Origin of the sequence: Streptomyces sp. NBC_00212, assembly GCF_045206365.1 — a bacterium.
In the GTDB taxonomy this organism is placed as follows: Bacteria; Actinomycetota; Actinomycetes; order Streptomycetales; family Streptomycetaceae; genus Streptomyces.
This window is the reverse complement of record NZ_CP108115.1, coordinates 3,882,847-3,908,121: the sequence shown is the minus strand read 5'-3', so window position 1 is coordinate 3,908,121 and position 25,275 is coordinate 3,882,847. Positions and strand designations below refer to the sequence as shown.

The 25,275-nt window shown below is 70.9% G+C and carries 29 protein-coding genes and 1 pseudogene; 18 read left to right on the top strand and 12 right to left on the bottom strand.

All coding sequences use genetic code 11. The annotated features are described in order from the left end of the window. Positions 1-128: 128 nt before the first annotated feature. Complete coding sequence (locus tag OHA17_RS17800; RefSeq protein WP_053724836.1) at positions 129-572, top strand: MarR family winged helix-turn-helix transcriptional regulator; 444 nt, start codon at positions 129-131, stop codon at positions 570-572. A 27-nt stretch (positions 573-599) separates the two neighbouring features. Continuing rightward, positions 600-1,937 carry an MFS transporter gene (locus tag OHA17_RS17795; protein ID WP_406507430.1) on the top strand — a complete coding sequence of 446 codons (1,338 nt, stop codon included), beginning with the start codon at positions 600-602 and terminating at the stop codon, positions 1,935-1,937. Positions 1,938-2,052: 115 nt separating this feature from the next. Here OHA17_RS17795 and OHA17_RS17790 read toward each other — a convergent pair whose 3' ends face one another. Continuing rightward, positions 2,053-3,261, bottom strand: a complete 1,209-nt coding sequence (locus OHA17_RS17790) for an FG-GAP repeat domain-containing protein (protein WP_406507429.1) — start codon at positions 3,259-3,261, stop codon at positions 2,053-2,055. A gap of 116 nt (positions 3,262-3,377) precedes the next feature. Here OHA17_RS17790 and thpR point away from each other — a divergent pair, with 116 nt between their 5' ends. Further along, the gene (gene thpR, locus OHA17_RS17785; RefSeq protein ID WP_406507428.1) at positions 3,378-3,947 is read left to right on the top strand and encodes an RNA 2',3'-cyclic phosphodiesterase; all 570 of its coding nucleotides are present in this window, start codon (positions 3,378-3,380) and stop codon (positions 3,945-3,947) included. Positions 3,948-3,949: 2 nt separating this feature from the next. On the opposite strand, the gene OHA17_RS17780 is transcribed toward thpR, so the two are convergent. From OHA17_RS17780 to OHA17_RS17765, 4 genes are all read right to left on the bottom strand, one after another. Next, a complete protein-coding gene (locus OHA17_RS17780; RefSeq protein WP_398877612.1) occupies positions 3,950-4,072 on the bottom strand; it encodes a hypothetical protein in 123 nt (40 codons plus the stop codon). A 32-nt stretch (positions 4,073-4,104) separates the two neighbouring features. Then, positions 4,105-5,097: an aldo/keto reductase gene (locus tag OHA17_RS17775; RefSeq protein WP_406507427.1), complete on the bottom strand. Its 993-nt coding sequence runs from the start codon at positions 5,095-5,097 to the stop codon at positions 4,105-4,107. 88 nt (positions 5,098-5,185) lie between these two features. Then, complete coding sequence (locus OHA17_RS17770) at positions 5,186-6,196, bottom strand: aldo/keto reductase (RefSeq protein ID WP_406507426.1); 1,011 nt, start codon at positions 6,194-6,196, stop codon at positions 5,186-5,188. Positions 6,197-6,242: 46 nt separating this feature from the next. Continuing rightward, a complete protein-coding gene (locus OHA17_RS17765; protein WP_406507425.1) occupies positions 6,243-6,782 on the bottom strand; it encodes a MarR family winged helix-turn-helix transcriptional regulator in 540 nt (179 codons plus the stop codon). 48 nt (positions 6,783-6,830) lie between these two features. On the opposite strand from OHA17_RS17765, the gene OHA17_RS17760 reads away from it, so the two are divergent. Next, positions 6,831-7,340 (top strand): carboxymuconolactone decarboxylase family protein, encoded by a 510-nt coding sequence (locus OHA17_RS17760; RefSeq protein WP_406507424.1) that lies wholly within the window; start codon positions 6,831-6,833, stop codon positions 7,338-7,340. Positions 7,341-7,365: 25 nt separating this feature from the next. Here the strand turns inward: OHA17_RS17760 and OHA17_RS17755 are convergent, their stop codons facing one another. After that, positions 7,366-8,031 carry a DUF4232 domain-containing protein gene (locus tag OHA17_RS17755; protein WP_406507423.1) on the bottom strand — a complete coding sequence of 222 codons (666 nt, stop codon included), beginning with the start codon at positions 8,029-8,031 and terminating at the stop codon, positions 7,366-7,368. A 391-nt stretch (positions 8,032-8,422) separates the two neighbouring features. Between OHA17_RS17755 and OHA17_RS17750 the strand changes: the two genes are divergently transcribed. Together OHA17_RS17750 and OHA17_RS17745 are read left to right on the top strand one after the other, a co-directional pair. Next, positions 8,423-9,547 (top strand): DUF2786 domain-containing protein, encoded by a 1,125-nt coding sequence (locus tag OHA17_RS17750; RefSeq protein WP_406510746.1) that lies wholly within the window; start codon positions 8,423-8,425, stop codon positions 9,545-9,547. 698 nt (positions 9,548-10,245) lie between these two features. Continuing rightward, a complete protein-coding gene (locus OHA17_RS17745) occupies positions 10,246-12,306 on the top strand; it encodes an FUSC family protein (protein ID WP_406507422.1) in 2,061 nt (686 codons plus the stop codon). 21 nt (positions 12,307-12,327) lie between these two features. On the opposite strand, the gene OHA17_RS17740 is transcribed toward OHA17_RS17745, so the two are convergent. The 3 genes from OHA17_RS17740 to rpmB all read right to left on the bottom strand — a co-directional run bounded on the left by OHA17_RS17740 (position 12,328) and on the right by rpmB (position 13,410). Continuing rightward, entirely contained in the window at positions 12,328-12,804 is a 477-nt protein-coding gene (locus tag OHA17_RS17740) for a hypothetical protein (RefSeq protein ID WP_406507421.1), read from the bottom strand. A gap of 64 nt (positions 12,805-12,868) precedes the next feature. Next, positions 12,869-13,174, bottom strand: coding sequence for a 30S ribosomal protein S14 (gene rpsN / locus OHA17_RS17735; protein ID WP_398877629.1), 306 nt, complete (start codon positions 13,172-13,174; stop codon positions 12,869-12,871). Beyond that, positions 13,174-13,410 carry a 50S ribosomal protein L28 gene (rpmB, locus tag OHA17_RS17730; protein ID WP_406507420.1) on the bottom strand — a complete coding sequence of 79 codons (237 nt, stop codon included), beginning with the start codon at positions 13,408-13,410 and terminating at the stop codon, positions 13,174-13,176. Before rpmB ends, rpsN begins: the two co-directional genes overlap by 1 nt. 103 nt (positions 13,411-13,513) lie before the next feature. On the opposite strand from rpmB, the gene rpmG reads away from it, so the two are divergent. The 5 genes and pseudogenes from rpmG (at position 13,514) to OHA17_RS17705 (ending at position 15,878) form a co-directional block, all read left to right on the top strand. Continuing rightward, on the top strand, positions 13,514-13,678 hold the full coding sequence (gene rpmG / locus OHA17_RS17725; RefSeq protein ID WP_053724628.1) for a 50S ribosomal protein L33: 165 nt from the start codon (positions 13,514-13,516) through the stop codon (positions 13,676-13,678). Positions 13,679-13,684: 6 nt separating this feature from the next. Further along, positions 13,685-13,972: a type B 50S ribosomal protein L31 gene (locus OHA17_RS17720; RefSeq protein WP_406507419.1), complete on the top strand. Its 288-nt coding sequence runs from the start codon at positions 13,685-13,687 to the stop codon at positions 13,970-13,972. Then, positions 13,969-15,115, top strand: a pseudogene (locus OHA17_RS17715) (CobW family GTP-binding protein). The gene OHA17_RS17720 and the pseudogene OHA17_RS17715 overlap by 4 nt, the downstream one beginning before the upstream one ends. Before the next feature lie 3 nt (positions 15,116-15,118). After that, positions 15,119-15,358, top strand: a complete 240-nt coding sequence (rpsR, locus tag OHA17_RS17710) for a 30S ribosomal protein S18 (RefSeq protein WP_398877637.1) — start codon at positions 15,119-15,121, stop codon at positions 15,356-15,358. Positions 15,359-15,638: 280 nt separating this feature from the next. Next, positions 15,639-15,878 carry a DUF397 domain-containing protein gene (locus OHA17_RS17705; protein WP_053724624.1) on the top strand — a complete coding sequence of 80 codons (240 nt, stop codon included), beginning with the start codon at positions 15,639-15,641 and terminating at the stop codon, positions 15,876-15,878. A 113-nt stretch (positions 15,879-15,991) separates the two neighbouring features. Here OHA17_RS17705 and OHA17_RS17700 read toward each other — a convergent pair whose 3' ends face one another. Further along, the gene (locus OHA17_RS17700; RefSeq protein ID WP_398877639.1) at positions 15,992-16,492 is read right to left on the bottom strand and encodes an ATP-binding protein; all 501 of its coding nucleotides are present in this window, start codon (positions 16,490-16,492) and stop codon (positions 15,992-15,994) included. 302 nt (positions 16,493-16,794) lie between these two features. Between OHA17_RS17700 and OHA17_RS17695 the strand changes: the two genes are divergently transcribed. From OHA17_RS17695 to OHA17_RS17670, 6 genes are all read left to right on the top strand, one after another. Next, positions 16,795-17,694 carry a helix-turn-helix domain-containing protein gene (locus OHA17_RS17695; protein ID WP_406507418.1) on the top strand — a complete coding sequence of 300 codons (900 nt, stop codon included), beginning with the start codon at positions 16,795-16,797 and terminating at the stop codon, positions 17,692-17,694. 81 nt (positions 17,695-17,775) lie between these two features. Next, a complete protein-coding gene (locus OHA17_RS17690; protein ID WP_406507417.1) occupies positions 17,776-19,233 on the top strand; it encodes an aldehyde dehydrogenase family protein in 1,458 nt (485 codons plus the stop codon). A gap of 136 nt (positions 19,234-19,369) precedes the next feature. Further along, positions 19,370-19,906, top strand: a complete 537-nt coding sequence (locus OHA17_RS17685) for a DinB family protein (RefSeq protein ID WP_406507416.1) — start codon at positions 19,370-19,372, stop codon at positions 19,904-19,906. A 75-nt stretch (positions 19,907-19,981) separates the two neighbouring features. Then, the gene (locus tag OHA17_RS17680) at positions 19,982-20,623 is read left to right on the top strand and encodes a PadR family transcriptional regulator (protein WP_406507415.1); all 642 of its coding nucleotides are present in this window, start codon (positions 19,982-19,984) and stop codon (positions 20,621-20,623) included. A gap of 113 nt (positions 20,624-20,736) precedes the next feature. Further along, complete coding sequence (locus OHA17_RS17675; protein ID WP_406507414.1) at positions 20,737-21,696, top strand: ATP-binding cassette domain-containing protein; 960 nt, start codon at positions 20,737-20,739, stop codon at positions 21,694-21,696. Between the two features lie 35 nt (positions 21,697-21,731). Further along, entirely contained in the window at positions 21,732-22,472 is a 741-nt protein-coding gene (locus tag OHA17_RS17670) for an ABC transporter permease (protein WP_406510745.1), read from the top strand. A 62-nt stretch (positions 22,473-22,534) separates the two neighbouring features. Here OHA17_RS17670 and OHA17_RS17665 read toward each other — a convergent pair whose 3' ends face one another. Then, positions 22,535-23,965, bottom strand: coding sequence for a glutamate decarboxylase (locus OHA17_RS17665; protein WP_406507413.1), 1,431 nt, complete (start codon positions 23,963-23,965; stop codon positions 22,535-22,537). Positions 23,966-24,016: 51 nt separating this feature from the next. Further along, positions 24,017-24,382 (bottom strand): YbjQ family protein, encoded by a 366-nt coding sequence (locus OHA17_RS17660; RefSeq protein WP_406507412.1) that lies wholly within the window; start codon positions 24,380-24,382, stop codon positions 24,017-24,019. 136 nt (positions 24,383-24,518) lie between these two features. On the opposite strand from OHA17_RS17660, the gene OHA17_RS17655 reads away from it, so the two are divergent. Next, positions 24,519-25,217 carry a DedA family protein gene (locus OHA17_RS17655; RefSeq protein WP_406507411.1) on the top strand — a complete coding sequence of 233 codons (699 nt, stop codon included), beginning with the start codon at positions 24,519-24,521 and terminating at the stop codon, positions 25,215-25,217. The last annotated feature ends 58 nt before the right edge of the window (positions 25,218-25,275 follow it).

The window sequence follows — 25,275 nt, the reverse complement described above, 5'->3', positions numbered from 1 at the left end:
CGCGCGTCACTTTTCGCAGGCGTCTCACTCGTTCGGGTGAAGTGTGGCGCGATGTCACCGGTGTGGCGCTGGACACCTGGGCTTAACCCGGTGGTATTTAGCCAGAGTAATGAGTTATGCTAACGAACATGTCTGACCTGTCCCACGGCAGTGGCGAGGACGCCGCCGCCGTGAACTCCCTGCGCTCGGCCGTCATGCGTCTTGGCCGGCGCCTCAAGCACCAGCGCGTCGACGAATCGCTCAGCCCGACCGAGATGTCGGTGCTCGGCACCCTGGCCCGTTGCGGCTCGGCCACCCCCGGTGAGCTGGCCCGCAAAGAGCACGTACAGCCGCCGTCGATGACCCGGATCGTCGCCCTGCTTGAGGCGAAGGGACTGGTCCGGCTGGAGCCGCATCCCGATGACCGCCGCCAGAAGGTGGTCAGCCAGACCGAAGAGGCCGAGGCGATGCTCGAAGAGAGCCGCCGAAAGCGCAACGCCTGGCTGGCTTCCCTCGCGGAAGGCCTGGACGAGGACGAATGGGCGAAGCTGCGCGCGGCCGCCCCGGTCCTGGAGAAGCTCGCACACCTGTAAACGCGCATCACTAGGAGGCGAGCCCTTTTGAGTACGGGATCCGGAGCAGACTCCGCCCCCGCACCTACCCCCACCTACAACAAGCGCGGCGGGGGGACGTTCTCCTCGCTTGCGGTACGCAATTACCGGCTGTTCTTCTCCGGCGCCATCGTGTCCAACATAGGCACCTGGATGGCCCGGATCACCCAGGACTGGCTGGTCCTGACGATCACCGGCTCCTCCGTGGCGGTGGGCATCACCACCGCCATGCAGTTCCTGCCGATGCTCCTGTTCGGCCTGTACGGCGGCGTCATAGCCGACCGGTTCGCCAAGCGGAACATCCTGTTCGTGACGCAGGCGGCGATGGGCCTCGGCGGCCTCTTCCTCGCCGTGATGACCCTGTCCGGGCACGTCCAGGTGTGGCACGTCTACCTGACGGCCTTCTTCACGGGCCTGGTCACCGTCGTCGACAACCCGACCCGGCAGTCGTTCGTCTCCGAGATGGTCGGGCCCGACCGGGTGCGCAACGCGGTCAGCCTCAACTCGGCGAACTTCCAGTCCGCCCGGCTCGTCGGCCCCGCCGTCGCGGGCGCCGTCATGGCGGCCGTCGGACCCGGCTGGGCGTTCCTCGCCAACGGCCTGTCCTTCACCGCCCCGCTGATCATGCTGACGCTGATGCGGACCAAGGAACTCCAGCCGACCAAGCTCGCCCCGCGCGGCAAGGGCCAGCTGAAGGAAGGCCTCGCGTACGTCTCCGAGCGGCCCGAGCTGATCTGGCCGATCGTCCTGGTCGGCTTCGTCGGCACCTTCGGGTTCAACTTCCCCATCTGGCTGAGCGCGTTCGCCTCCGACGTCTTCCACGGCGGCTCCGGAATGTACGGCGTGTTCAACAGCCTGATGGCGATCGGCTCGCTGATCGGCGCGCTGCTCGCGGCCCGGCGGTCCTCCACGCGCCTTCGGATGCTGGCGCTCGCGGCGTTCCTGTTCGCGGTGCTCGAACTCGTCGCGTCCGGGGCGCCCGACCTCGGCGTGTTCATGGCGCTGCTCATCCCGGTCGGCATCCTCGGCCTCACGGTGAACGTGACCGCCAACGCCTCGGTGCAGATGGCCACCGACCCCGAGATGCGGGGCCGGGTGATGAGCCTGTTCATGATGGTCTTCACCGGCGGCACCCCGCTGGGCGGCCCGCTCTTCGGCTGGCTGACCGACGTCTACGGCGTCCGCCTCAGCCTCGCGCTCGGCGGTCTCATCTGCGGTGCGGCGGCGATCGGCGTGGGCCTGATGCTGGCCCGCGCGGCCAACCTGCGCCTGAAGGTCGACGTACGGCCCGGTCACCGGCACCTCGAATTCGTCCCGAGGAATCCCGCCCTGGTGACGGCCGCCTGACGGCACGCCGAACGTGAACGGCCCGGCCCCCGCATGCGGGGGCCGGGCCGTTCTGCCTGCGTGGGCGGGCTCAGAAGATGCGAACTCAGAAGATGCGAACTCAGGAGATGTGGACTCAGAAGATGTCGCTCATCGCCCAGTTCCAGTCCTCGTGCCCGTCGCCCAGGGTGCCCTTGCCGGTGCCCGGGTACGTCGTGAGCTCGCGGTCCGACTTGGCGAGCAGGTCGGGCGCGTTCCAGGCGAGGTCGTCCAGTACGTCGCCGACGCACAGCAGCGTCGGGTACTTCTGCCAGCCGCCGCTGCCGATCAGGACCCGGTGGCCGAAGCCGCCGTGCCCGTCGCCCGGGTAGCGCCACAACCTGCCCGCCATGTCGCTGGCGACGACGTCGCCGTGCCCGTCTCCGTCGAGGTCGCCCGTGCCGGTGAACGTCAGGGCCGAGCCCCAGCCGGCGCCCAGGCTCCTGCGGTGGCCGAAGCCGCCGTGGCCGTTGCCCGGGTACAGCCAGGCGTGCCCGGACTTGTCGAGGGCCATGAGGTCGTCGCGCCCGTCTCCGTCGAGGTCGCCCACCGGCGCGAAGCGCCGCATGCCGGACCAGCCGGCGCCCACGCGCGAACGCTTGCCGAGGCGGCCGTCGCCCGTGCCCGGGTACAGCCACAGCACGCCGGCCTTGTCCCGGGCGAGCAGGTCCTCCTTGCCGTCGCCGGTGAGGTCGCCGTGCCGGGCCAGCGTCATGCCGTTCCAGCCGCGGCCGAGGTAGGTGCCGTTCCCGTCGCCGTCCAGGAAGTAGAGGCTGCCGTTCCAGTTGCGCTGGAGGAGGTCGGCCTGGCCGTCGCCGTTGAGGTCGCCGAAGGGCAGCGCCTTCGCGTCTTCGCCGTCGCCGGAGTTCCAGTCCGAGTACTCCTTGCCCGACTGGCACTCGCGCAGCGTCCGGCCCCAGCGGAACGAACTGTTCTCGTCCTTGCGGGGCTTCGCGCCGTGCGGCGGGGCGGGCTTCGGCGGGGCGGTGCCTATGCCCGGGTCGCGCACGTACATGTCGCGGCCCGGGTCCAGGTACTGGAACTCGGCCGGGCTCCACATGCAGGAGAAGTCGCCGCCGGAGCGGTTGTAGACGGCCGGCGCCTCGTCGTCCCACGGCTCGGCGGAGGCCTGCGGACCGGCGTACGCGTCCATCGGGGCCTGGTTGTCGGCATGGTCGAAGACGCAGAACTTGCCCACCGGGCAGTGGTCGAAGCCGACGGAGGCGTCGGCCGGGGCGACCGCGGTCGCGGTGAACCCCACGACGGCGGCAGCCGTCGCCAAAGCAGTGCGGATGGTCAGCCGCATGGATGTTTTCCCCCCAGGGAAGCCGGGGCCCGGGCCCCGCAGAAACGAGCGACGGGATCCTACGCCCGCCCCTTCGGCGGCTCCGCACAGGGGGCCGATCTTGATTGACTGTCCCCATGCGCCTCTTCGCCGCCGTACTTCCCCCAGCGTCGGCCATCGATGAACTCGGCCGCACAGTAAGGCAGTTGGACTCCCTGTCCGACGTGCAAGGGCTGCGCTGGACCGGACGCGAGGGCTGGCACCTCACCCTCGCCTTCATGGGCGAGACCGACGAGGCGGTCCTTGAGGAGCTGCACGAGCGGCTGCGCAGGGCGGCCCGCCGCACCGACCCGTTCACGCTGCGGCTGCACGGCGGCGGCCGCTTCGACGGGCGCGCCCTGTGGGCCGGCGTCGCGGGCGGCCTCGATCAGCTGCGGCTGCTCGCCGAACGCGCGGACGCCGCCGCCCGCCGCTCCGGCATCCCGATGGACCAGCACCGCCGCTATGTGCCGCACCTCACCCTGGCGAGATCCCGCACGCCGATGGACCTCAAGCCGTACGTCGACGGGCTCGCCGCGTTCGAGGGCAGCCCGTGGCAGGTCAGCGAGTTGGCGCTGATCCGCAGCAGCCTCCCGAGCGGTGGCACCCCCGGCGAGCGGCCCCGCTACGAGGCGGTCGCCCACTGGCCGCTCGGCGGGGCCCGTTAGGCTCAAGGGGTGGACCCGAAGACCAGGAACCGGATCATGGCCGGTGTGCTCGTGCTGATGTTCGTCGTCGTGGCGGTGGCGGCCGCCGTCGGCTGACCGCCCCCGCCCCAACGCGTACGCACCATCGGGCGCGTACCGCCTGCGAGACCCTACGGACCTACCAGGCGAAGGCCTCCGGCGACGGCCCGGGGCCCGGGAAGATGTCGTCGAGCGCGGTCAGGAACTCCTCCGACAGGTCGAGTTCGACCGCCCGCAGCGCCGCGCCCAGCTGGTCCGCCGTGCGCGGGCCGACGATCGGGCCCGCGACGCCCGGCCGGGTGAGCAGCCAGGCGAGCGCCACGTCGGCGGGGTCGAGGTCGTGCTTGGCGACGAGGTCCTCGTACGCCTGGACCCGCTCCCGCACGCCCGGCTTCGCGAGGGTCTGGACCGCGATGCCGCCCTGGGAGCGCGAACCCGAGCCCTCGCGCTCCTTGCGCAGGATGCCGCCGAGCATGCCGCCGTGCAGCGGCGACCAGGGGATGACCCCGAGCCCGTAGTCCACCGCCGCCGGGATGACCTCCATCTCGGCGCGGCGCTCGGCGAGGTTGTAGAGGCACTGCTCGCTGACCAGGCCGAGGCGTCCGGTACGGGCGGCGGTCTCGTTGGCCTGGGCGATCTTGTAGCCGGGGAAGTTGGACGAGCCGGCGTAGAGGATCTTGCCCTGGGTGATCAGGACGTCGATGGCCTGCCAGATCTCCTCGAAGGGGGTCAGGCGGTCGATGTGGTGGAACTGGTAGACGTCGATGTAGTCGGTGCCGAGGCGCCTGAGCGAGGCCTCGACAGAGCGGCGGATGTTGACCGCCGACAGCTTGTGGTGGTTGGGCCAGGGCTCGTCGACGCCCATGTTGGCGTACATCTTGGTGGCGAGGACGGTCTTGTCGCGCCGGTCGCCGCCCTGGGCGAACCAGCTGCCGATGATCTCCTCGGTACGGCCCTTGTTCTCGGCCCAGCCGTACGCGTTGGCGGTGTCGAAGAAGTTGATGCCCGCGCCGAGCGCGGCATCCATGATCGCGTGGCTTGCGGCCTCGTCGGTCTGTGGTCCGAAGTTCATCGTCCCCAGGACGATCCTGCTCACCTGGAGACCCGTGCGTCCGAGCTGCGTGTACTTCATGGGAATCAAGCCAACGTCTTCGAGCGCGCTCAAGGCAAGGGGCCGGGCCGGGACTTCCTGACCCGGACCGGCCCGTCGGCGTAGGTGACTACCAGGCGAAGGCCTCCGGGGAGGGGCCAGGACCCGGGAAGATCTCGTCGAGCGCGCCGAGCAGCTCCTCGCTCAGCTCCAACTCCACGGCGCGCAGCGCCGATTCGAGGTGCTCGGGGGTGCGCGGGCCGACGATGGGGCCGGTCACGCCGGGCCGCGAGAGCAGCCAGGCCAGCGCCACCTCGCCGGGTTCGAGCTCGTGCTTGGCGAGCAGGTCCTCGTACGCCTGGACCCGCGCCCGTACGACCGGGTCGGCCAGGCCCATCGCCGAGCGGCCGCCCTTGGTGGTGCGCGAGCCGGTGCCCTCGCGCTCCTTGCGCAGCGCACCGCCGAGCAGGCCCATGTGCAGCGGGGACCAGGGGATGACGCCGAGCCCGTACTCCTGGGCGGCCGGGATGACCTCCATCTCGGCGCGGCGTTCGACGAGGTTGTAGAGGCACTGCTCGCTGACCAGGCCGAGGCGTCCGGTGCGGGCGGCGGTCTCGTTGGCCTGGGCGATCTTGTAGCCGGCGAAGTTGGACGAGCCGGCGTAGAGGATCTTGCCCTGGGTGATCAGGACGTCGATCGCCTGCCAGATCTCCTCGAACGGGGTGGCCCGGTCGACGTGGTGGAACTGGTAGACGTCGATGTGGTCCGTGCCGAGCCGCTTGAGCGAGGCCTCGACGGAGCGGCGGATGTTGACCGCCGACAGCTTGCTGTGGTTGGGCCAGGACGGGGTGTTCCAGGGCTTGCCCTGCGTCATGTCGCCGTACATCTTGGTGGCGAGGACGACCTTGTCGCGCCGGTCGCCGCCCTTGGCGAACCAGGAGCCGAGGATCTTCTCGGTGAGCCCCTTCTCCTCGTCCACGCCGTAGATGTCGGCGGTGTCGAAGAAGTTGATGCCCGCGTCCAGGGCGGTGTCCATGATGGCGTGGCTCGCGGCCTCGTCGGTCTCGCTGCCGAAGTTCATCGTGCCGAGGACGAGACGGCTGACCTGGAGTCCGGTGCGTCCGAGCTGTGTGTACTTCATGGGGCCATCAAAGCCTGCTCGTGTGCGCTCGAAGCAAGACCCGCGTTCAACTGCCCAGCCAGCTGGACGCGTCGAGCCGGAAGGCCTCCGGGGGCACGGCGGTGCGCAGCGAGGCTTCGAGTTCGCGCAGCCGGTCGCGGCCCAGCGTGTCGGCCCAACTCGCCCGCAGGTCATCGAAGATGGCCGCCGACCGGGCGAGCGCGTCCAGGCCGTGCGGGGTGAGCCGGACCAGTTTGCGGCGGGCGTCTCCGGGGTCGTCGGCGCGCTCCGCGTAGCCAAGCGCGATGAGGCGATCGACGGTCTTGCCGGCCGCCTGCTTGGAGACGCCGAGCCGCCGCCCGATCTCGCTGGCGGTCGACCCGGGCAGGCCGATGGCCTGGAGCGCGAAGCCGTGCGCGGGCCGGATGTCCGGGTGCCCCTGGCGCGCGAGCTCGGCGTGCAGCCGGTCGATGAGCGAGCGGAACCCGGCGAGGAGGAGCAGGGGGAGCTCGTATCCGGGCGCGTCGGGACGGCCCGCGGCCCCGGGGGGGACGTTGCGTGAATCGACAACCTGGTTTACCTTTTTTTCGTCAACCACGTTGTCCATTCTAGGGCCCGGGCCTGATCCGGGCCGTACGGAAAGTGGAGTCACCCGATGTTCACCGAGCACACCCTGGAATCGGCCCCGGCCGCCTCGCGCAAGTCGATGGAGATGACCATCCGCCACCTGGGCCGGCTCACCCCGCCGGTCGCGCGGCTCGCCACCTCCCCGCACCTCCTGGACGGCTTCCTCAAGCTGAGCGGGATCTTCGAGCAGACCACCCTGGAGCCGGTCGCGCGCGAGGTCGTCATCATGACGGTGGCCGCCCGCAACGAGTGCCACGTCTGCGTGGCCATGCACACCGGCAAGCTGCGCGAGCTGGGCGCCGACGAGGACCTGGTGGGCGCCCTGCACGAGCAGCGCCCCCTCGCCGACCCGAAGCTCGATGCCGTACGCCGCTTCACGCTCGCGGTCCTGGCGAAGGCGGGCGGCGTCGAGGACGAGACCGTCAAGGACTTCCTGTCGTACGGGTACACCGAGCAGAACGCCCTCGAAGTGGTCCTCGGCATCGGCACCTACACGATGTCCACCTTCGCCAACCGCCTCACGGGCGCGGGCCTGTGAGGCGTCAACTCGCCGTATCCGTAGGCTACTTGGAGCCGACCGGGCTGATGTAGGTGCCCGGGTGGGTGGCCCCGTCCTGGAGCAGGACCGAGGAGAATTCCCAGGGCAGGGTGTGGGAGTGGGTCTCGTCCGGCGGGGTGATCACGATGCCCTTCGGCTTGAACTCCTGCCCGTCGCCCTTGTTGAACGGCAGGTAGAAGATGTTGAAGGTGGTCGTGGCGTTCGGCCGTACCGTGACCGTCTTCGGGGTCTCGGCGGTGCCGCGCGTGAGCGGCCACCTGGTCGGACCGCCGACCAGGTCGACCCCCGGATAGCCCTTCATCACACAGGACTTGGCGCCCTTGTTGGTGAGGGTGATGGTGACGGCGCCCTGCGAACCCTGCGACTGGGCGCCGCTGCCCGGGGCGACGGCGAAGGCGAGCTGAGAGGTCAGGCAGTGGCCGGCGCCGGCATCCGTTCCGGTCCCCGCGTCCGTGCCCCCGCCGGTGCTGCCGCCGGAGGGGGCCATGGTGCGGCCGCCGTCGCCGCCGGTGGAGGAGGACGCGGCGCCGGTGCTGCCGGGGGCGGTGCTGCTCGGGGTGTCGGTGGCGACCTTGCCGGAGCCGCCGTTGTCGCTGCCGCAGGCGGTCAGGGTCAGGCCGGCGGCGATGACGGCGATCGCGGCCATGGGGGCGGTACGCAGGCGCAACACGGCGGTCCTTTCGTTCGTTGTCCGTTCGGATGCCCAGCGGGCCCGGTCTCAAGCGGAACGCGGATGGAACCCGGATGGAACCCGGATGGAACCCGGATGGAACCCGGGTGGATCTCGTGCGGGCCGGGCACCTTCTGGACGTTCCGCACCGCCAGACGGTTTCACCGGGCGCCCCCGATCGCGGGGTCGGCGCGCCGGGAAATTGTCCACAGGCTGTGGGCGACGCGGGCGCGGCCCGCGTTTCGTGGTTCCGTTCGATTCCTGGGACGATCAGGGGCGAGGCGCGCGGATGTGGTGCGGGCGGGCTCGTCATTCGTCATTCGTGAGGAGACAGTTCCATGGCAGTGCGGCACGCCGCGGTGACCCGGCCGTACGGACCCGGGGCGCGGTGATGGAGGCCGTGGACCGCGCGTTCGCGGCGGCGCTCTACATCGAGGGCGACGCGGCCCTCGACACCGGCGCCTCGCTGCTCGCCGCCGCACCGGACGCGGATGCCGAACTCGCCCTGCGGGGGCGGGAGTTCGTGCGGCGCGCCTGGGACCGGGGCTGGCAGCCCGCCGATGTCGCCCGGATCGTACGGCGTGACCTGGACGAGCCGCACGTACGCATCCTGAGCGGGCTCATCCGCGACGAGCTCGGGCGTTACGAGCGGCTGCCCGCGCGGTGGCAGGGGCAGCTGGACGAGCTGCCCGGCGAGGCGTGGCGGTCGGACCGGTTCTCGTACGCCACCGCCGTCCTTGAGCTCTACCGGCTGCTGCTAGCGCTGCCCGCGATCGAACCGGCCGGGCCCGCGCCGGGGGCGCCGCTGCTCGGGCCGCCGGTGCACGGCGAACCCAAGATGCTGGCCCGCATCCGGGCGCTGCTCGCGAAGGCCGAGGCGACCGGGTTCCCCGAGGAGGCGGAGGCGCTCAGCGCCAAGGCGCAGGAGCTGATGGCGCGGCACAGCGTGGACGAGGCGCTGCTCGCGGGGCGCGGGCCGGGCGGCGAGGTGCCGGGGGCCTGCCGGATCGGGGTGGACGCGCCGTACGAGACGGCCAAGGCGATCCTGCTCGACGCGGTCGCGTCCGCGAACCACTGCCGGGCCGTGTGGAACGCGGAGCTCGGCTTCTCGACGGTGGTCGGATTCGAGGGCGACCTGGAGGCGGTGGAGCTCCTCCACACCTCGCTCCTGGTGCAGGGCACGGTAGCGATGACGAAGGCGGAGGCCGCGCAGCGGGCGGGTGGCCGCAAGCGCACGAAGACGTTCCGCCAGTCCTTCCTGCTCGCGTACGCGGGGCGGCTTGGCGATCTGCTCGCGGCGACCGCCCGCGATGTGGAGGCGGAGTTCGGGAGCTCGCTGCTTCCGGTCCTGGCGACGCGGGCGGTGGCGGTCGAGGGGCGGGCGCAGGAGATGTTCCCCCGGACGGTGTCGACGCGGGTGAGGGGCGCGTCGGACGAGTCGGGCTGGCGGGACGGCCGCGCAGCAGCGGACCGCGCCCACCGAGGCGCCACACCCGGGCTGCCCCCAGCGCCCTGACCGGGGCGGAGCCCCCCCGGGCCCCTGCCTGGGGCTCCGCCCCAGACCCCGGGAGAGTTTGCCCACCCGCCCGCCCGTGCAAGGGGTTGGTTGGTTCTGCTTCTGGGGGCTGCGCCCCCAGCCCCCTTGCGGGGGCTCTGCCCCCTGCACCCCCGGGGAGTTCGCCCACCTCCCGCCCGTTGCGCGGGGTTGGATGAGCTGAGCCCTGGGGCTGCGCCCCAGACCCTTGCGGGGACTCCGTCCCCTGCACCCCTTCCGGGGGCTCCGCCCCCGGACCCCCGTTCGCGCCTTAAGGGCGCTCGTCCTCAAACGCCGGACAGGCTGAAGATGCCGACCCCGCCAGGATCAACGCTGCTAGGGGCGCGGGGCTGTGACATATGCGGCTCCGCCGCGTGGGCGCGACCAGCCACTCACGGTCCGCAGCCGAACCCCACCCACCCCCGGAGGGTCTAGGGAAGGGGCGGGGAGGGGCCCACGGGGTCTGGGGCAGAGCCCCAGCACACCCCGCCAAGCCGCACCCCCACCCCCGGAGGCCACGCGGCGGAGCCGCAGAGTGTCACAGCGGGAAGGGGCGGGAAGAGGCGGGGAGGGGCCTCCCGGGGGCCGGGGCGGAGCCCCAGCGCCACCCTGCCTCGCCGCACACCCCCCGGCGGAGCCAAAATGCCTGGCTCATCCCACTTCCGGCTACGCTCGGGCTCATGAGCTGGCTTCGGGCGCTGAGGGAGACCGCCCGCTCGGGGCTGAAGGTCGAGCGGCGGCGGCTCGAACCGCTCGTCGCCCTGCGCGGCGCGGCAGGACTCGCCATCGTCGTCGGCATCAGCCTCAGCCTCTTCGGCCCCTCCGTCGCCGCGAGCTCCGCGTTCGGCGCGTTCCAGGGGGCCATCGCCACGTACCAGCGCAGCTGGCGCCCGAGGCCCGTGCTCGCCCTCGCCTCGGGCCTCTCGCTCGCGATCTCGACCTTTCTCGGATACCTCGTCGGCACGCATTCGCCGTTCTTTCTCGTCCTGCTCGCGCTGTGGACCTTCCTGGCCGGTCTCGCCTGGGCCGTCGGCCCGACCGTCGGGGTGATCGCCTCGTCGAACGTGGCGATCATGCTGGTCACCGTCACCCTGCCGAGCTCGCTCGTCGACGCCGCCGGCCACGCCGGGATGATCGCGTTCGGCGGGGTCGTCCAAGCCGCCCTCGTCGTCCTTTTCCCGATCCGCAGATGGGGCGCCCAGCGCGACGCGCTCGCCGACGCACTGGCCGCCGAGGCCGATTACGCGCGGCGGCTGCGGCACGACCCGGTCGCCTCCTTCGACCCGGAGCCCCTGATGACCGCCCGGCTCGCCGCCGCCGTCACCCCGCGCGAGGCCCGCCGCCGGCCCGCCGAACTGCACGGCGCCCGGGGCGTCGCCGAGCGGATCCGGCCGGTGCTCGCCTCGCTCGCCGACCCCGCGCTCGGCGTGCCCGCCGAGGGCGACGAACGCCACCGGGTACGGGAGTTGCTGGCCGCCGCGGGCACCGTCCTCGACGCCGCCGCCCGGGCCATCCGGCACGGCGAGGCCCCCGTCGTCCCGCCCGCCGCCGAGGCCGCGCTCGCCACCCCCGACACCGGTGCCATCCTCACCGGCCCCGCCCGCCGGGCCGCCGCCCGGCTCACCGCGCTGCTCGCGGACGTCGTCGAAACCGCCCAGGGCAGCGGCACCGGCGGGGGAGCGGAACCGCTCCTGCGGCCCACCCTGCTCCGCCTGGTGCCGGTCGCCCTGCGCACCATGCGCGACGAGCTGGGCCGCCGCCGCTCCCCGGTGTTCCGGCACGCGGTACGGGTCTGCGCGGTGGCGACGGCGGGCTATCTGCTCGGCCACGTCCTGCCGTTCGGCCACGGCTACTGGGCGCCGATGGCGTCCGTGATGGTGATGCGCCCCGACTTCTCGCTCACCTACGCCCGCGCGGTCGCCCGGTTCGGCGGCACCCTCGTCGGCGTCGCGCTCGCCACCGGCATCGTCCAGCTCACCCACCCCGACACCGGCCTGTCCGCCGCCATCGCGGTGACCTGCGCGTTCCTGGCGTACTTGCTGATGCGTACGGGCTATGCGGTGCTGAGCGGCTGCGTCTCCGCGTACGTCGTGTTCCTGCTCGGCATGGGCGGCCTCCAGTGGACCCAGACCGTGCCCGACCGGGTGTTCCTGACGCTGCTCGGCGGGGCGCTCGCGATGATCTCGTACGCCGTCTACCCGGCCTGGGAGACGCCGCGCCTGCGCACCCGGCTCGCCGACTGGCTTGCCGCGAACGGTCGTTACGCCTCCGCAGTCGTCGCCCACTACGCCGATCCCGGGCGCGGCTCCGGCGAGATCCGCCAGGCGCTCCTGGATACGCGCGCGGCCCGCATCGCCTGGCAGGAGGCGCTCGACAAGGCCACCCACGAGCCGGTGCGGCACCGGGGCCTTTCGCGTTCGGCGGCCGAGGAGGCCGCCCACGCGCTCAGCCAGCTGGGGCGCACGGCCATGCTGATGGAGGCACATCTGCCGGACCGGGACGCGGTCCCGGTGCCGGCCGCCGCGAAGCTCGCCGAGGCGCTGCGGGAGGCCACCGAGCAGGGAGCGAAGGCGGTGCGCGAGCGGCGGGTGCCGCGGTGGGAGGGGGTCGAGCAGGCCCTGGCCGCCTGGGACGGCGAGGGCGTGCCCGACCGCGTGGTGCGCAGGGGAGCCGGCCTGGTCGTGCACTGCCTCGACGACCTGACCGATGCCCTGACTGTGCCCAACACCCCTAAGCCATAAGGGAGTTGGGCACTCTCGGCGTTACGGGGTCGGAAGGCCGGCCGTCGGGAGGCCGGTCGGGAGCGAGCCCGCCTTGCCCCGGGCGAAGGAGTCCGTCCCGCCGCCCTCCCACTTGACCTCAAGGGCGCCGCCCTTGACCGTGGCCATGCCCTGGGTGCGCTCGGTGTTCCCGTCCGCGCACTTCAGGGTGAGCATGGTCATGCCCGAGTTCTCGGCGACGGTGCCGGAGCACACGTGCGGGGAGAGCAGGGCCACGCCCTTGTCCGCGATGGCCATGGTGACGGTCTTGCCGCCGCTCGTCGCGGTCCAACTCCCTTGCAGGTCACTGGACTTGGCCGGAGTGCCGTCGCCGCCCGGCGCCGACGAGGAGCTGTCCGAGCCGGACGGCGACGTGGCGGCCGGCTTGTCGTCGCTCTTGCTGCTGCCGCAGCCGGTCAGAACGAGCGCGACCGAGAGCCCGGCGGCGGCGAATCCCGCGGTACGTATGTGCCTGTGCACGGCTGTCTTCCCCCTGTGAACGGTGTTTGGGACCGCAGCAAGCTACCAGCCGGACCGGCGCCGCCTACCAGGAGGATTTGCGCACCCCCGGCAGGAATCCGGCATGCGCCTCCTGCCTCAGCCGCACCCGCGAAAGACCGAATTTACGGAAGTGTCCGCGCGGCCGGCCGTCCACGGCATCGCGATTGCGCACCCGGGTGGCGCTCGCGTCCCGCGGCTGGCGGCCCAACTCCAGGCGTGCGGCGGCCCGTTCGTCCTCGCTCGCGGACGTGCTGCGGATGATCGCGGTCAGCACGGCCCGCCGTGCGGCGTACCGGGCGACGACCAGCTTCCGCTTCTCATTCTTGGCGATCTTGCTCTTCTTCGCCATCAGACCTTCACCCCACGGCCACGGATCCGGGCCACGGCGGCCTCGATGCCGATGGTGTCGACGGTCTTGATGGCCCTGGCGCTGAGCACGAGCCGCACGTACCGGCCCTCGCTGGGCAGCCAGTACCGCTTGCGCTGGACGTTCGGGTCGAAGCGGCGGGACGTACGCCGGTGGGAGTGCGAGATGCGGTTGCCGAAACCGGGTTCGGCGCCGGTCAGCCGGCAGCGGGCGGACATGGTCGTTCCTCTCGGAGGCAGGGATGGGGGGCGATGGGCCAGGGAGGCCGGGGCCACCCTAACCCCTCTTGCAAATGAAAACCATTTCCATATACTCGGGGGCATGGCTCGCAACGAACTCCGTCCGGTCATCAAGCTCCGCTCCACGGCGGGCACCGGGTACACGTACGTGACCCGCAAGAACCGGCGGAACGACCCCGACCGCATGACCATCCGCAAGTACGACCCCGTGGCCGGCCGCCACGTCGACTTCCGAGAGGAGCGCTGAACAGCGATGAAGCCTTCGATCCACCCCGAGTACGGACCCGTCGTCTTCCGCGACAAGGCGGCCGGGCACGCCTTCCTGACCCGCTCCACGCTGGCGTCGAGCGCGGCGAAGCGCATCGAGTGGGAGGACGGCGACGTCTACCCCGTCGTCGACGTCGAAATCTCCGACCGGAGCCACCCCTTCTACACGGGCAACGCGCGCGTGATGGACACGGCGGGCCGGGTCGAGCGCTTCGAGCGCCGGTACGGGTCCGGGCGCCAGGACGGCTCCGAGCGGCGGTCCGGCGCCGCATGACCGGTCAGAAGCTGCCCGTCGCGATCGTCGGCGGGCTGCACGCCGACGCCCGCCGGGCCGTGGTGGAGCGGCTGCTGCGCGCCGTCCCCGGCAGCATCGCCCTCCACCACGACCTGGCGGGCGCCGCCGCGAAGGGAACGGTCCGCCGCACGGTCCGCGACACCCTGGGCGTACGGGACGAGGGCGAGGCCCCGCTGGTCGACGACTGCGCGTGCTGCGCCCTGCGCGAGGACCTGGTCCCCGAACTCGTGCGCCTCGCGGACGGCGGCTCCACCCGGCTCGCCATCGTCGAACTGTGGGACTCGGTCGAGCCGAAGGCCATGGCCGAAGTCATCGACGCCCAGGGCGGGTTGCTGACCGTCACCTCCGTCATCACCGCCGTCGACCCCGCCCTCCTGCTGCCCTGCCTCGGCAACGGCGACGACCTCGCCGACGTCGGGCTCGCCGCGGCGGCCTCCGACCGGCGCACGGTCGCCGACACCTGGGCCCGCCAACTGGAGTACGCCCCGGTCCTCGCGATCGTGGATGAGGGAGAGGCCGACGACGAGGACCGCGCACTGCTGGCCCAGCTGCACCCGACAGCCCGTCACATCCCTTATGAATCAGGGGAGTTGGCAGAAGCCTCCCTTGCCGGATTCGACGTGGAGGCGGCTGCCGCCCGCCAGCATCCGGCGTGCGCGCTGCTGCCGCAGGACGCGGACGACGCCGGCGTCGGTACGTACGTCTGGCACCGCACCCGCCCCTTCCACCCCGGGCGCCTGTACGAGGCGTTGGAGGACCTGTGCTGTGCGGCCGCCCGCAGCCGGGGGCGGTTCTGGCTCGCCGACCGGCCCGACACGCTGCTCGCCTGGGACGCCGCGGGCGGCGCGGCTCTGTGTCGAGAGCGCGGGCCCCTGGCTCGCCGCCCTTCCCGACGCGGCCTGGGAGATGGTCCCGCCGGTGCGCAGAGCGGCGGCCGCCCTCGACTGGCACCCCGAGCACGGCGACTGCTGCCAGCACCTGGTCTTCACCTCGCCGGGCCTCGACCGCGACGGCCTGTCCGCGCTGCTCGACTCCTGCCTGCTCACCGACGCCGAGTACGCCGCGGGCCGCGACTCCTGGAAGCGTCTGCCGCCCGCCTTCGACGCCTTCCTGGAGGTCTGACCCGTGCCCAAGCCACCCCGCACCGCTACGAAGCCCCGGCCCAACCCGCTGGACCGCGACGGCATCACGTACATCGACTACAAGGACACCGACCTGCTGCGGAAATTCATCTCCGACCGCGGCAAGATCCGCAGCCGCCGGGTCACCCGGGTCTCGGCCGAGCAGCAGCGCGCGCTGGCCCGAGCGATCAAGAACGCCCGCGAGATGGCCCTGCTGCCGTACTCCTCGACCGCCCGGACATAGCCCCGGATCCGCTCCCCGCCCCCCGGCCCCCGTCGGCACTCTCAAGGTGCTGAGGGGGCCGGTCGCGTATGCGGACGCGGGCGCGGTCGTGCGGGTGTTTGAACCTTGAGGGCCCGGGACGCGTCTCTTCTTCCGGTGCGGGGATGCGGCCGTGGCGGCTGTAACCGCCCGGGCACCCCGCGTGCACGTGCATCTTCCCATGCAGGCGCACATGAACACAGCTATGATCCGGGGCAGTTGACCATTCACAGTTGCACGTCCGCACATCCCGGGAGCGACCTTGCACCACGCGTACAACGGCATGGCGGCAGCGGAGCTTCAGGGTGCCGCGTGGCAGAAGAGCCGGCACAGCAACTCGCAGGGATCCTGCGTCGAATTCGCCAAACTGCCCGGCGGAGGGGTGGCGGTACGCAACTCACGCCACCCGGACGGGCCTGCCCTGGTCTACACCAGGGCGGAGATAGAGGCGATGCTGCTCGGCATCAAGGACGGCGAGTTCGACCATCTGATAGCCGACTGATAGCCGACTGATAGCCGACTGGCAGGCGGCAGCGCACGGCTGCCGGCCGACAGATGGCAGATGACCGATGACGGACGACGGCTGGCAGTCGGCCAACTCTGAAATGTGTCAGCTCACTCCGCCGGCGCCAGCCGGAACAGCGCCCATACGACCTTGCCGCTGATCGCGCCCGACAGCGGGTGCCAGCCCCAGCTGTCGGCGAAGGACTCGACCAGGAACAGGCCGCGGCCCGACTCCGCGCCGAAGTCGTCGCTCTCGCGCTCGACCGGGCTCTCGTTGCTGGGGTCGCGCACCGCGCACACCAACCGGCTTGTCCAGCGCATGAGATGGAGCCGTACCGGCACCTCGGTCTCGCGCGGGGTGTCGGCGGGCAGGGCGTGCCGCAGCGCGTTGGTGACGAGTTCCGAGACGACCAGGGCGACATCGTCGAAGCGCTCGCCGAGGCCCCACTGCGTGAGGGTGGACCCGGTGAACTTCCGTGCCCCGCGCACCGCTTCGTAACGGGCGGGCAGCGCACAGGACGCGGAACCCGACACGGTCGAGGGGTCGATGGGGGGAAGCGCCTGCCTCAAGGGCTCAAAAGGCTCCAGCATGGTCGATCCATTCGTCCCCATGCGAGGCACTCCCGTGGTTCGCGGCCGTGGCGGTACAGGACGCAAGCGACTAGACGCAGTTGAGCACGCAGGTGCGCGGGGACCATGGTTCCGAATGCTTCGGCCCGATGCAAGGGCAGATGCACGTGCACGCGACCGACCTGTCCCCGACCGTGCCGTTTCTTGCTCATTTCTTCCTCAGAAGTTCCCAGAAGTTCCTCAGGCCGATTTCACTCCTTGACCATTTCCGTAATCACGCGGGTACGGGGTGAAGCGTTTTGATGGCAGACTGCCCACCACCATTGGATGGGGAGGACGGCGAAGTGACCGCAGGGGAGGCATGGGGATCCCCCCGGCCGAGCGCAGTCGAGGCCGGCGGAGGTTCGGTGGTCCGGCGCATTCTGCTGGGCTCTCAGCTGAGGCGCCTGCGCGAGTCGCGCGGCATCACGCGGGAAGCAGCCGGCTATTCGATCCGGGCGTCCGAGTCCAAGATCAGTCGTATGGAGTTGGGGCGGGTGAGCTTCAAGGCCAGGGATGTCGAGGACCTGCTCACGCTCTACGGCGTCGGCGACGAGGCGGAGCGCCAGTCGCTGCTCGGGCTCGCCAAGGAGGCCAACATCGCGGGCTGGTGGCACAGTTTCGGCGATGTGCTGCCCGGCTGGTTCCAGACATACATCGGCCTGGAGGGCGCGGCCTCGCTGATCCGCATCTACGAAGTCCAGTTCGTGCACGGCCTGTTGCAGACCGAGGCGTACGCCCACGCGGTGGTCTCGCGGGGCATGCACGGAGCGCCCGCCGCCGAGATCGACAAGCGCGTCGCGCTGCGTCTTGAGCGGCAGAAGGCCCTGGTGTCGGAGCGGGCTCCGCAGTTCCACGCGGTCCTCGACGAGGCCGCGCTGCGCCGCCCGTACGGCGAACGGGACGTGATGCGGGGGCAGTTGAAGCACCTCATCGAGATGTCCGAGCAGCCCAACATCAACCTTCAGATAATGCCGTTCAGCTTCGGCGGGCACGCGGGGGAGAGCGGCGCCTTCACGATGCTGCGGTTCCCCGAGTCGGACCTGTCGGACATCGTGTATCTCGAACAGCTCACCTCCGCACTGTATTTGGACAAGGCGGAGGAGGTCGCGCAGTACGAACGGGCGATGACCCGGCTCCAGCAGGACAGCCCAGGCCCGGAGGAAAGCCGCGATCTTCTGCGCGGACTCCTTCAACTCAGCTGACTCATCAGTAGGATGACGTCACATCAGGCCAGTAACGCGGTTGACCGCGCGGAGCCGGCGGACACAGCAGTAGGGGATGGCATGTCCTTCTTCACCGACCTCGCCCACCAGTTCATAGACGGCCAGTGGCGCACCGGCAGCGGGTCGTGGGACATCATCGACTTCGATCCGTACAACGGGGAGAAGCTCGCCGCCATCACGGTCGCCACCGTCGAAGAGGTCGACGAGGCCTACCGGGCGGCCGAGCGCGCCCAGCGTGAGTGGGCCGAGACCAATCCGTACACCCGCAGACTCGTCTTCGAGCGCGCCCTGCGCATCACCGAGGAGCGCGAGGCGGAGATCATCGAGGCGATCACCACCGAGCTCGGTGGCACGCGGCTCAAGGCGGTGTACGAGGTCCACCTCGCCAAGGAGTTCCTGCGCGAGGCGATCCAGCTGGCGCTGCGCCCCGAGGGCCGGATCCTGCCGTCGCCGGTCGACGGCAAGGAGAACCGCGTCTACCGCCTCCCGGTCGGCGTGATCGGGGTGATCAGCCCGTTCAACTTCCCGTTCCTGGTCACCATCAAGTCCATAGCCCCGGCACTGGCGTTGGGCAACGCGGTCGTCATCAAGCCCAACCAGAACGCGCCGGTCGTCGGCGGCGGGCTCATAGCGAAGATCTTCAAGGACGCGGGGCTGCCCGCAGGCCTCCTGAACGTCCTGGTCACCGACATCGCCGAGATAGGCGACGCGCTCATAGAGCACCCCGTGCCCAAGGTGATCTCGTTCGCCGGCTCGGACCGCACCGGCCGCCACGTCGCCTCGGTCGCCGGCAGCCACTTCAAACGCGTCATCCTGGAGCTGAGCGGCAACAGCGCCCTGGTCGTCCTCGACGACGCCGACCTCGACTACGCGGTGGACGCGGCGGTTTTCAGCCGCTTCGTCTATCAGGGCCAGGTCTGCATGGCCGCGAACCGGATCCTGGTCGACCGCTCGATCCTGGAGGAGTTCACCGGCAAGTTCCTCGCGAAGGTGACCTCGCTCCGGACCGGCGACCCGGCGGACCCCGCCACCGACATCGGTCCCGTCATCAACAACTTCCAGGCGGAGGCGCTGACTTCACTGGTCGACAAGGCCCTCGCCGAGGGCGCCACGGCGCTCGTACGGGGCCGCACGCGCGGCAACCTGGTGGAGCCCACCGTGCTCACGGGCCTGCCCGCCGACTCTCCCGTCCTGCGCCAGGAGATCTTCGGGCCGGTCGCCCTGCTCATCCCGTTCGACGGGGAGGAGGAGGCCGTACGCATGGCGAACGACAGCCCGTACGGCCTCAGCGGTGCTGTGCACACCGCCAACGTGGAGCGCGGGGTGCGGTTCGCCAAGCGGATCGACACCGGGATGATGCACGTCAACGACTCGACGATCCAGGACGAGCCGCTTGTCGCGTTCGGCGGCGAGAAGTACTCGGGGCTCGGGCGGCTGAACGGCGACTCCACGGTCGAGGCGTTCACCACGCAGAAGTGGATCTCGGTCCAGCACGAGCGCAGCCCCTTCCCGTTCTGACGGAAATCCGAGACTCGCTGACAGAGGACAACTGACAGCTGACAGAGGACAGAATCTGACCTCTTTCGTCTCTAGCGTGGTTCTTGTCAGCAGGCCGGGACACCGGATGCAGCACTCGAACGAAGGCGGTCGGATCATGCCCACTCACGTTCCCGCAGAGGCACACGGCGACGAGCGCGGCGCTCTCCTCAGCTTTGTGGAAGCCCAGCGCGGCGGTCTTCGCCGCGCCGTCCTCGGCCTCACCGAGGAGCAGAACACCAGCCGCCCGAGCGCCGGCGCGCTGTCCCTCGGCGGGCTGATCAAGCACGTCGCCGAGACCGAACTGAACTGGCTGCGGATGGCACAGCAGCGCCCCAACGAGAAGCAGCGGGACCAGTCGAACTGGCACGAGAGCTTCCAGCTCCTCGGCGACGAGACCACCGAGGGCATGCTCGCCTTCTGGGCCGAAGTGGCCGTCGAGACCGAGGAGTTCATCCGCAAGGTCCCCTCGCTCGACGACACCTTCCCGCTGCCGCCGGCCCCGTGGTTCCCGAAGGAGGGCCGGGTCTCGATGCGCTGGCTGATGATGCACCTCGTCGAGGAGACGGCCCGGCACGCCGGGCACGCGGACATCCTCCGCGAGTCGCTGGACGGCAAGACGGCGTTCGAGCTGGTGGATCTCGTGAACGGCTGAGACGGCCGGGGGCGCGGCAGCGCGGGACCCCAGGTCGCCACCAGCCGTGACGGGTGGGGCCATAGGCTTGCGGCCATGTCAAGCATCCGTCTCCTCGTCCTCGGCGCGGTACGTCAGCACGGCCGGGCACACGGCTATCAGGTGCGCAACGACCTGGAGTACTGGGGCGCCCACGAGTGGTCCAACGCCAAGCCGGGTTCGATCTACCACGCGCTCAAGCAGATGGCGAAGCAGGGCGTCCTCCTCGCCCATGAGGTGGCGCCCAGCACGGTCGGCGGGCCGCCGCGCACGGAGTACGAGCTGACGGACGCGGGCCGCGAGGAGTTCTTCCGGTTGCTGCGCGAGGCGCTCGCCTCCTACGACCAGAAGATGGACGTCCTGTCGGCGGCGCTCGGCTTCATGGTGGACCTGCCGCGCGCGGAGGCGGTCGCCCTGCTGCGTGACCGGCTGGCCAAGCTGGCGGGCTGGCGCGCCTCGGCGACGGAGTACTACACGCCGGAGGAGGGCCCGGGCCAGCTCGGCCACATCGGCGAAATCATGAACATGTGGGTCCACTCCGCGGATGCCGAGGCGGAGTGGACCCGCGGCCTGATCGCCCGGATCGAGGGCGGGGCGTACGTCTTCGCGGGTGAGGGCGAGCCGTTCGTGGGCGTCCTGGCCGAGGGCGAGGAGAACCCGTTCGCGACAGGTGAGCGGGACCCCGGGGACGATCGCTAATCAAGTTTGACGAGTGGAGGGTGATCGGTTACCTTCGATCAGGTAGTCAAGCTTGATTACTCCGCGGAGGCTGCTGAATCCGCGAGGCGCGAGAGCAGTTGAAGGAGAAGAGATTGCCCGACGCGGACGTGAACGGAAACTCGGTCCTCGTGGAGGAAGTCGGCAAGCGGTACGGGGCGAAGCGGGTGCTCGACGGGCTCGACCTGGCCGTGCGGCGCGGCACGGTGCACGCGGTGCTCGGGCCCAACGGGGCAGGCAAGACCACGGCCGTACGGATCATGACCACGCTGTTGCGCCCCGACGCGGGCCGGGTGCTGGTCGCGGGCCACGACGTACGGCGCGAGGCGGGCGAGGTGCGGCGGCGGATCGGGCTGCTCGGGCAGCACGCGGCCGTCGACGAGGAGCTGGGCGGGCGGCAGAACCTGGAGATGTTCGGCCGGCTCCATCATCTCGGGGCGCGCCGGGCGGGTGCGCGGGCCGATGAACTCCTGGTCCGCTTCGGCCTGGCGGACACCGGCCGCAAGGCGGTGCGGCACTACAGCGGGGGCATGCGCAGGCGGCTCGACCTGGCGGCGTCGCTCATCACTGACCCGGAGGTGCTGTTCCTGGACGAGCCCACGACCGGGCTCGATCCGCGCGGCCGGGCGGAGGTGTGGGAGGCGGTGCGCTCGCTGGTGGGCGGCGGTACGACGGTCCTGCTGACCACGCAGTACCTGGAGGAGGCGGACCAGCTGGCCGACCGGATCTCCCTGATCGACGGCGGCAGGGTGGCCGCCGAGGGCACGGCGGACGAGCTGAAGGCGACGGTGGGCTCGGACCGTATCGAGGTGGTGGTGGCCGACCACTCTCAACTTGCGGACGCGGTACGGGTGTTGGGGCTGCCCGGGGTGGTCGTGGACCGGGACCGTCGCTTGCTGAGCGCGCCGGTCGCGGACCGGATGGGGGTGCTCGTCGATGTCGTACGGGAACTGTCGGCGGCCGGTATCGAGGCGGAGGACATCGCGGTGCGCAGACCGACGCTGGACGAGGTGTTTCTCTCTCTGACGGAGTGCGAGCGGGGGGTGGCGGTGTGAGTGCGGTCGGCTGGGTGGTCGCGGACTCCTGGACCATGACGCGGCGCGAGCTCGCGCACTGGGCGCGGCAGCCGGTGCAGGTGGTGGTCGGTCTTGTCTTCCCCGTGATGCTGCTCCTTGTGTTCGGCTACCTGGTGGGAGGCGGGCGGGGCGTGTCCGGCCCGTACGTCGACTTCCTGGTGCCGGGGATGCTGGCGCTGACCATGGCGTTCGGGCTCGAAGGCACGATGCTGGCGGTGACGCAGGACCTCAACAAGGGGGTGGTCGACCGGTTCCGCTCGATGCCGATGGTGTCGGGGACGGTGCTGGTCGGGCGGGCGGTGGCGGACATGCTGCAGTCGGCGGCGGGGCTGGTCGTGATGATCGGCGTGGGGTGCGCGATCGGGTGGCGGCCGGACGGGGGTGCGGGCTTCCTCGCGGCGCTGGGTCTCCTGCTCCTCCTCCGCTTCGCGATGCTGTGGGTCGGGATTCACCTGGCGATGGTGGCGGGGCGGCCGGAGCTGGTGCAGGCGGTGCAGATCCTGGTGTGGCCGGTCGGCTTCCTGTCCAACGCGTTCGCCGTGCCGACGTCGATGCCGGGGTGGTTGGGGGCGGTCGTGGAATGGAACCCGCTGTCCGCGACGGCTACGGCGGTGCGGGAGCTGTGCGGCGCGGGGGCGGGGGGTTCGTCCTGGGCGGCCGAACATGCGGGGGTGTTGGCCGTGGGATGGCCGGTGGTGCTGGTGGGGTTGTTTCTGCCACTGGCGGTGGGGCGGTTCCGGAGGCTGAGCGGGTAGGGGGCCGGGGCTGGGCGGGGCGGGGGGCTCTTCCCCGCCCCGCCCAGCCCGCCGGACAGGCCCTAGTGGTGGAACGCCGTCGCCACCGATTCGTCCCGGCCCAGCGGGCCGGGCTGTCGGCGCAGTTCCGGCAGGAGGCGGCCCAGGTCCTCCAGGAGCAGCGCCCCCAGGTCCGAGGAGAAGCCGTTGCGGCAGACCACTCGCAGCACCGACAGGTCCTGCCGGTTCGCCGGGAAGGTGTACGCCGGCACCAGCCAGCCCCGCTCGCGAAGGCGCCGGGAGACGTCGAACACGTCGTACCGGTGCACCTCCGGCAGCGTCGTGAAGGCGAACACGGGCAACTCGGTGCCCCGGGTGAGGAGTTGGAAGTCTCCGAGCGCCTCGATCCGCTCCGCGAGCGCCCGCGCGACGTCGCGGGTGGTCTGCTGCACCGCCCGGTAGCCTTCGCGCCCGAGCCGCAGGAACGTGTAGTACTGCGCCACCACCTGCGCCCCCGGCCGCGAGAAGTTCAGGGCGAAGGTCGGCATGTCGCCGCCGAGGTAGTTCACCCGGAAGACCAGCTCCTCGGGGAGCTCGGCCGCCGTGCGCCACAGAGCCCAGCCCACCCCCGGGTACACGAGCCCGTACTTGTGCCCGGAGGTGTTGATCGAGGACACCCGGGGCAGCCGGAAGTCCCACACCAGGTCCTCGTCGACGAAGGGCGCGACCATCGCCCCGGACGCCCCGTCGACGTGCACGGGGATGTCCAGACCCGTACGCTCCTGCAAATCGTCGAGCGCCGCGCACAGTGCGCCGATCGGCTCGTACGACCCGTCGAAGGTCGAGCCGAGCACCCCGACGACGCCGATCGTGTTCTCGTCGCAGAGCGCGGCCGCGGCCCCGGGGTCGAGGTGGAAGCGGGAGCCCTCCATGGGCACCTGGCGCGCCTCGACCTCCCAGAAGTTGCAGAACTTCTCCCAGCACACCTGCACGTTCACACCCATGACCAGGTTCGGGCGGGCCTCGCGGGAGGGGTAGCGGTCCGCGTTGCGCAGCGCCCAGCGCCGCTTGAGGGCCAGGCCCGCCAGCATGCACGCCTCGCTCGACCCGGTTGTCGAGCAGCCGACCGCCGTGTTCGGGTCCGGCGCGTGCCACAGGTCGGCGAGCATGGCCACGCACCGCCGTTCCAGCTCGGCGGTGCGCGGGTATTCGTCCTTGTCGATCATGTTCTTGTCCCGGCACTCGGCCATGAGCACCCCGGCCTGCGGCTCCATCCAGGTGGTGACGAACGTCGCCAGGTTGAGCCGGGCGTTCCCGTCGAGCATCAGCTCGTCATGGACCAGCTGGTACGCGGTAGCCGGGGCCAGTGGCCGGTCGGGCAGCCGGTGCCGCGGCGGCGCGGAGGTCATCGAGCCGACCGGGTCGGCCTCCCCGAAGAAGGGGTTCAGCGCGAGCCGCGCGTACTCCTTCTCGTCGGCGTGCTCCTTCTCGCTGCCGCCGCGATGCAGTGCCATGGAGGGTCAACCACCTTTCGGGGGAGGTGAGTTGGTGCAGAGTGGCTGCGTTCAGTTCCGGGCCAGGACCACCGCGGTCCCGTACGCGCAGACTTCCGTACCCACGTCCGCCGCCTCCGTCACGTCGAAGCGCATCATCAGGACCGCGTTCGCGCCGCGTGCCTTCGCCTGCTCCACGAGCCGTTCCATCGCCTGGTTCCGCGTCTCGACCAGCGTCTTGGTCAGGCCCTTCAGCTCGCCGCCGATCATGGACTTGAGGCCGGCGCCGATCTGGCTGCCCAGGTGCCGGGAGCGTACGGTGAGGCCGAAGACCTCCCCGATGACCTGTTGCACGGTGTATCCGGGTACGTCGTTGGTGGTCACCACCAGTACGTCCGACTGCGGGCCCTGTCCGCCGCCGTAGTCCTCGATGCCCATGTGGTTCCCCTTCGGTAGCCCTTGTCGGCCCTACTCAGCCTGCCCCTGGAACCACGACTTCGCGCGTTACGTTGATAACTTTGGCTGCCGACGGCAGACAGCCCGCCCGACACCCACACCCAGGAGCCCGGTACCCGTGACTTCCCTTGCCCTCGGGCCGAGCTGGCTGGACCCCGACTATCTGCTGGGGACCTTCGGCCTGGCCGGCCTGCTGATCATCGTGTTCGCCGAGTCCGGGCTGCTCATCGGCTTCTTCCTGCCGGGCGACTCGCTCCTGTTCACCACCGGCCTCCTGGTCACCACCGGCAAGCTGGACACCCCGCTGTGGCTGGTGTGTGTCCTCGTCGTGCTCGCCGCGGTCATCGGTGACCAGGTGGGCTATCTGTTCGGCAAGAAGGTGGGGCCGTCCCTCTTCAGCCGGCCCGACTCGAAGCTCTTCAAGCAGGAGAACGTCGAGAAGGCCCACGAATTCTTCGAGAAGTACGGCCCGAAGTCGCTGGTCCTGGCCCGCTTCGTGCCGATCGTGCGCACCTTCACGCCGATCATCGCGGGCGTCAGCGGCATGAACTACCGCTCGTTCGTCACCTTCAACGTCATCGGCGGCACCCTGTGGGGCGCGGGCGTCACGCTGCTCGGCGCGGCCCTGGGCAACGTCGACTTCGTCCACAAGCACATCGAGCTGATCCTCGTCGCGATCGTGCTGGTCTCGGTCGCCCCGATCGCCATCGAGTTCCTGCGGGCCCGCTCCAAGGCGAAGAAGAACCCGCCGGCGGCGACCGGCCAGGGCGGCCCCGGCCAGCCGCCGCAGCGTGGCGGCCGCCACGCCAAGCGCTGAAGCACGACCCGGGGGGTGCTTGAACCTCCGGGTCCGCTCGTACGCCCTGGCCCGCCGG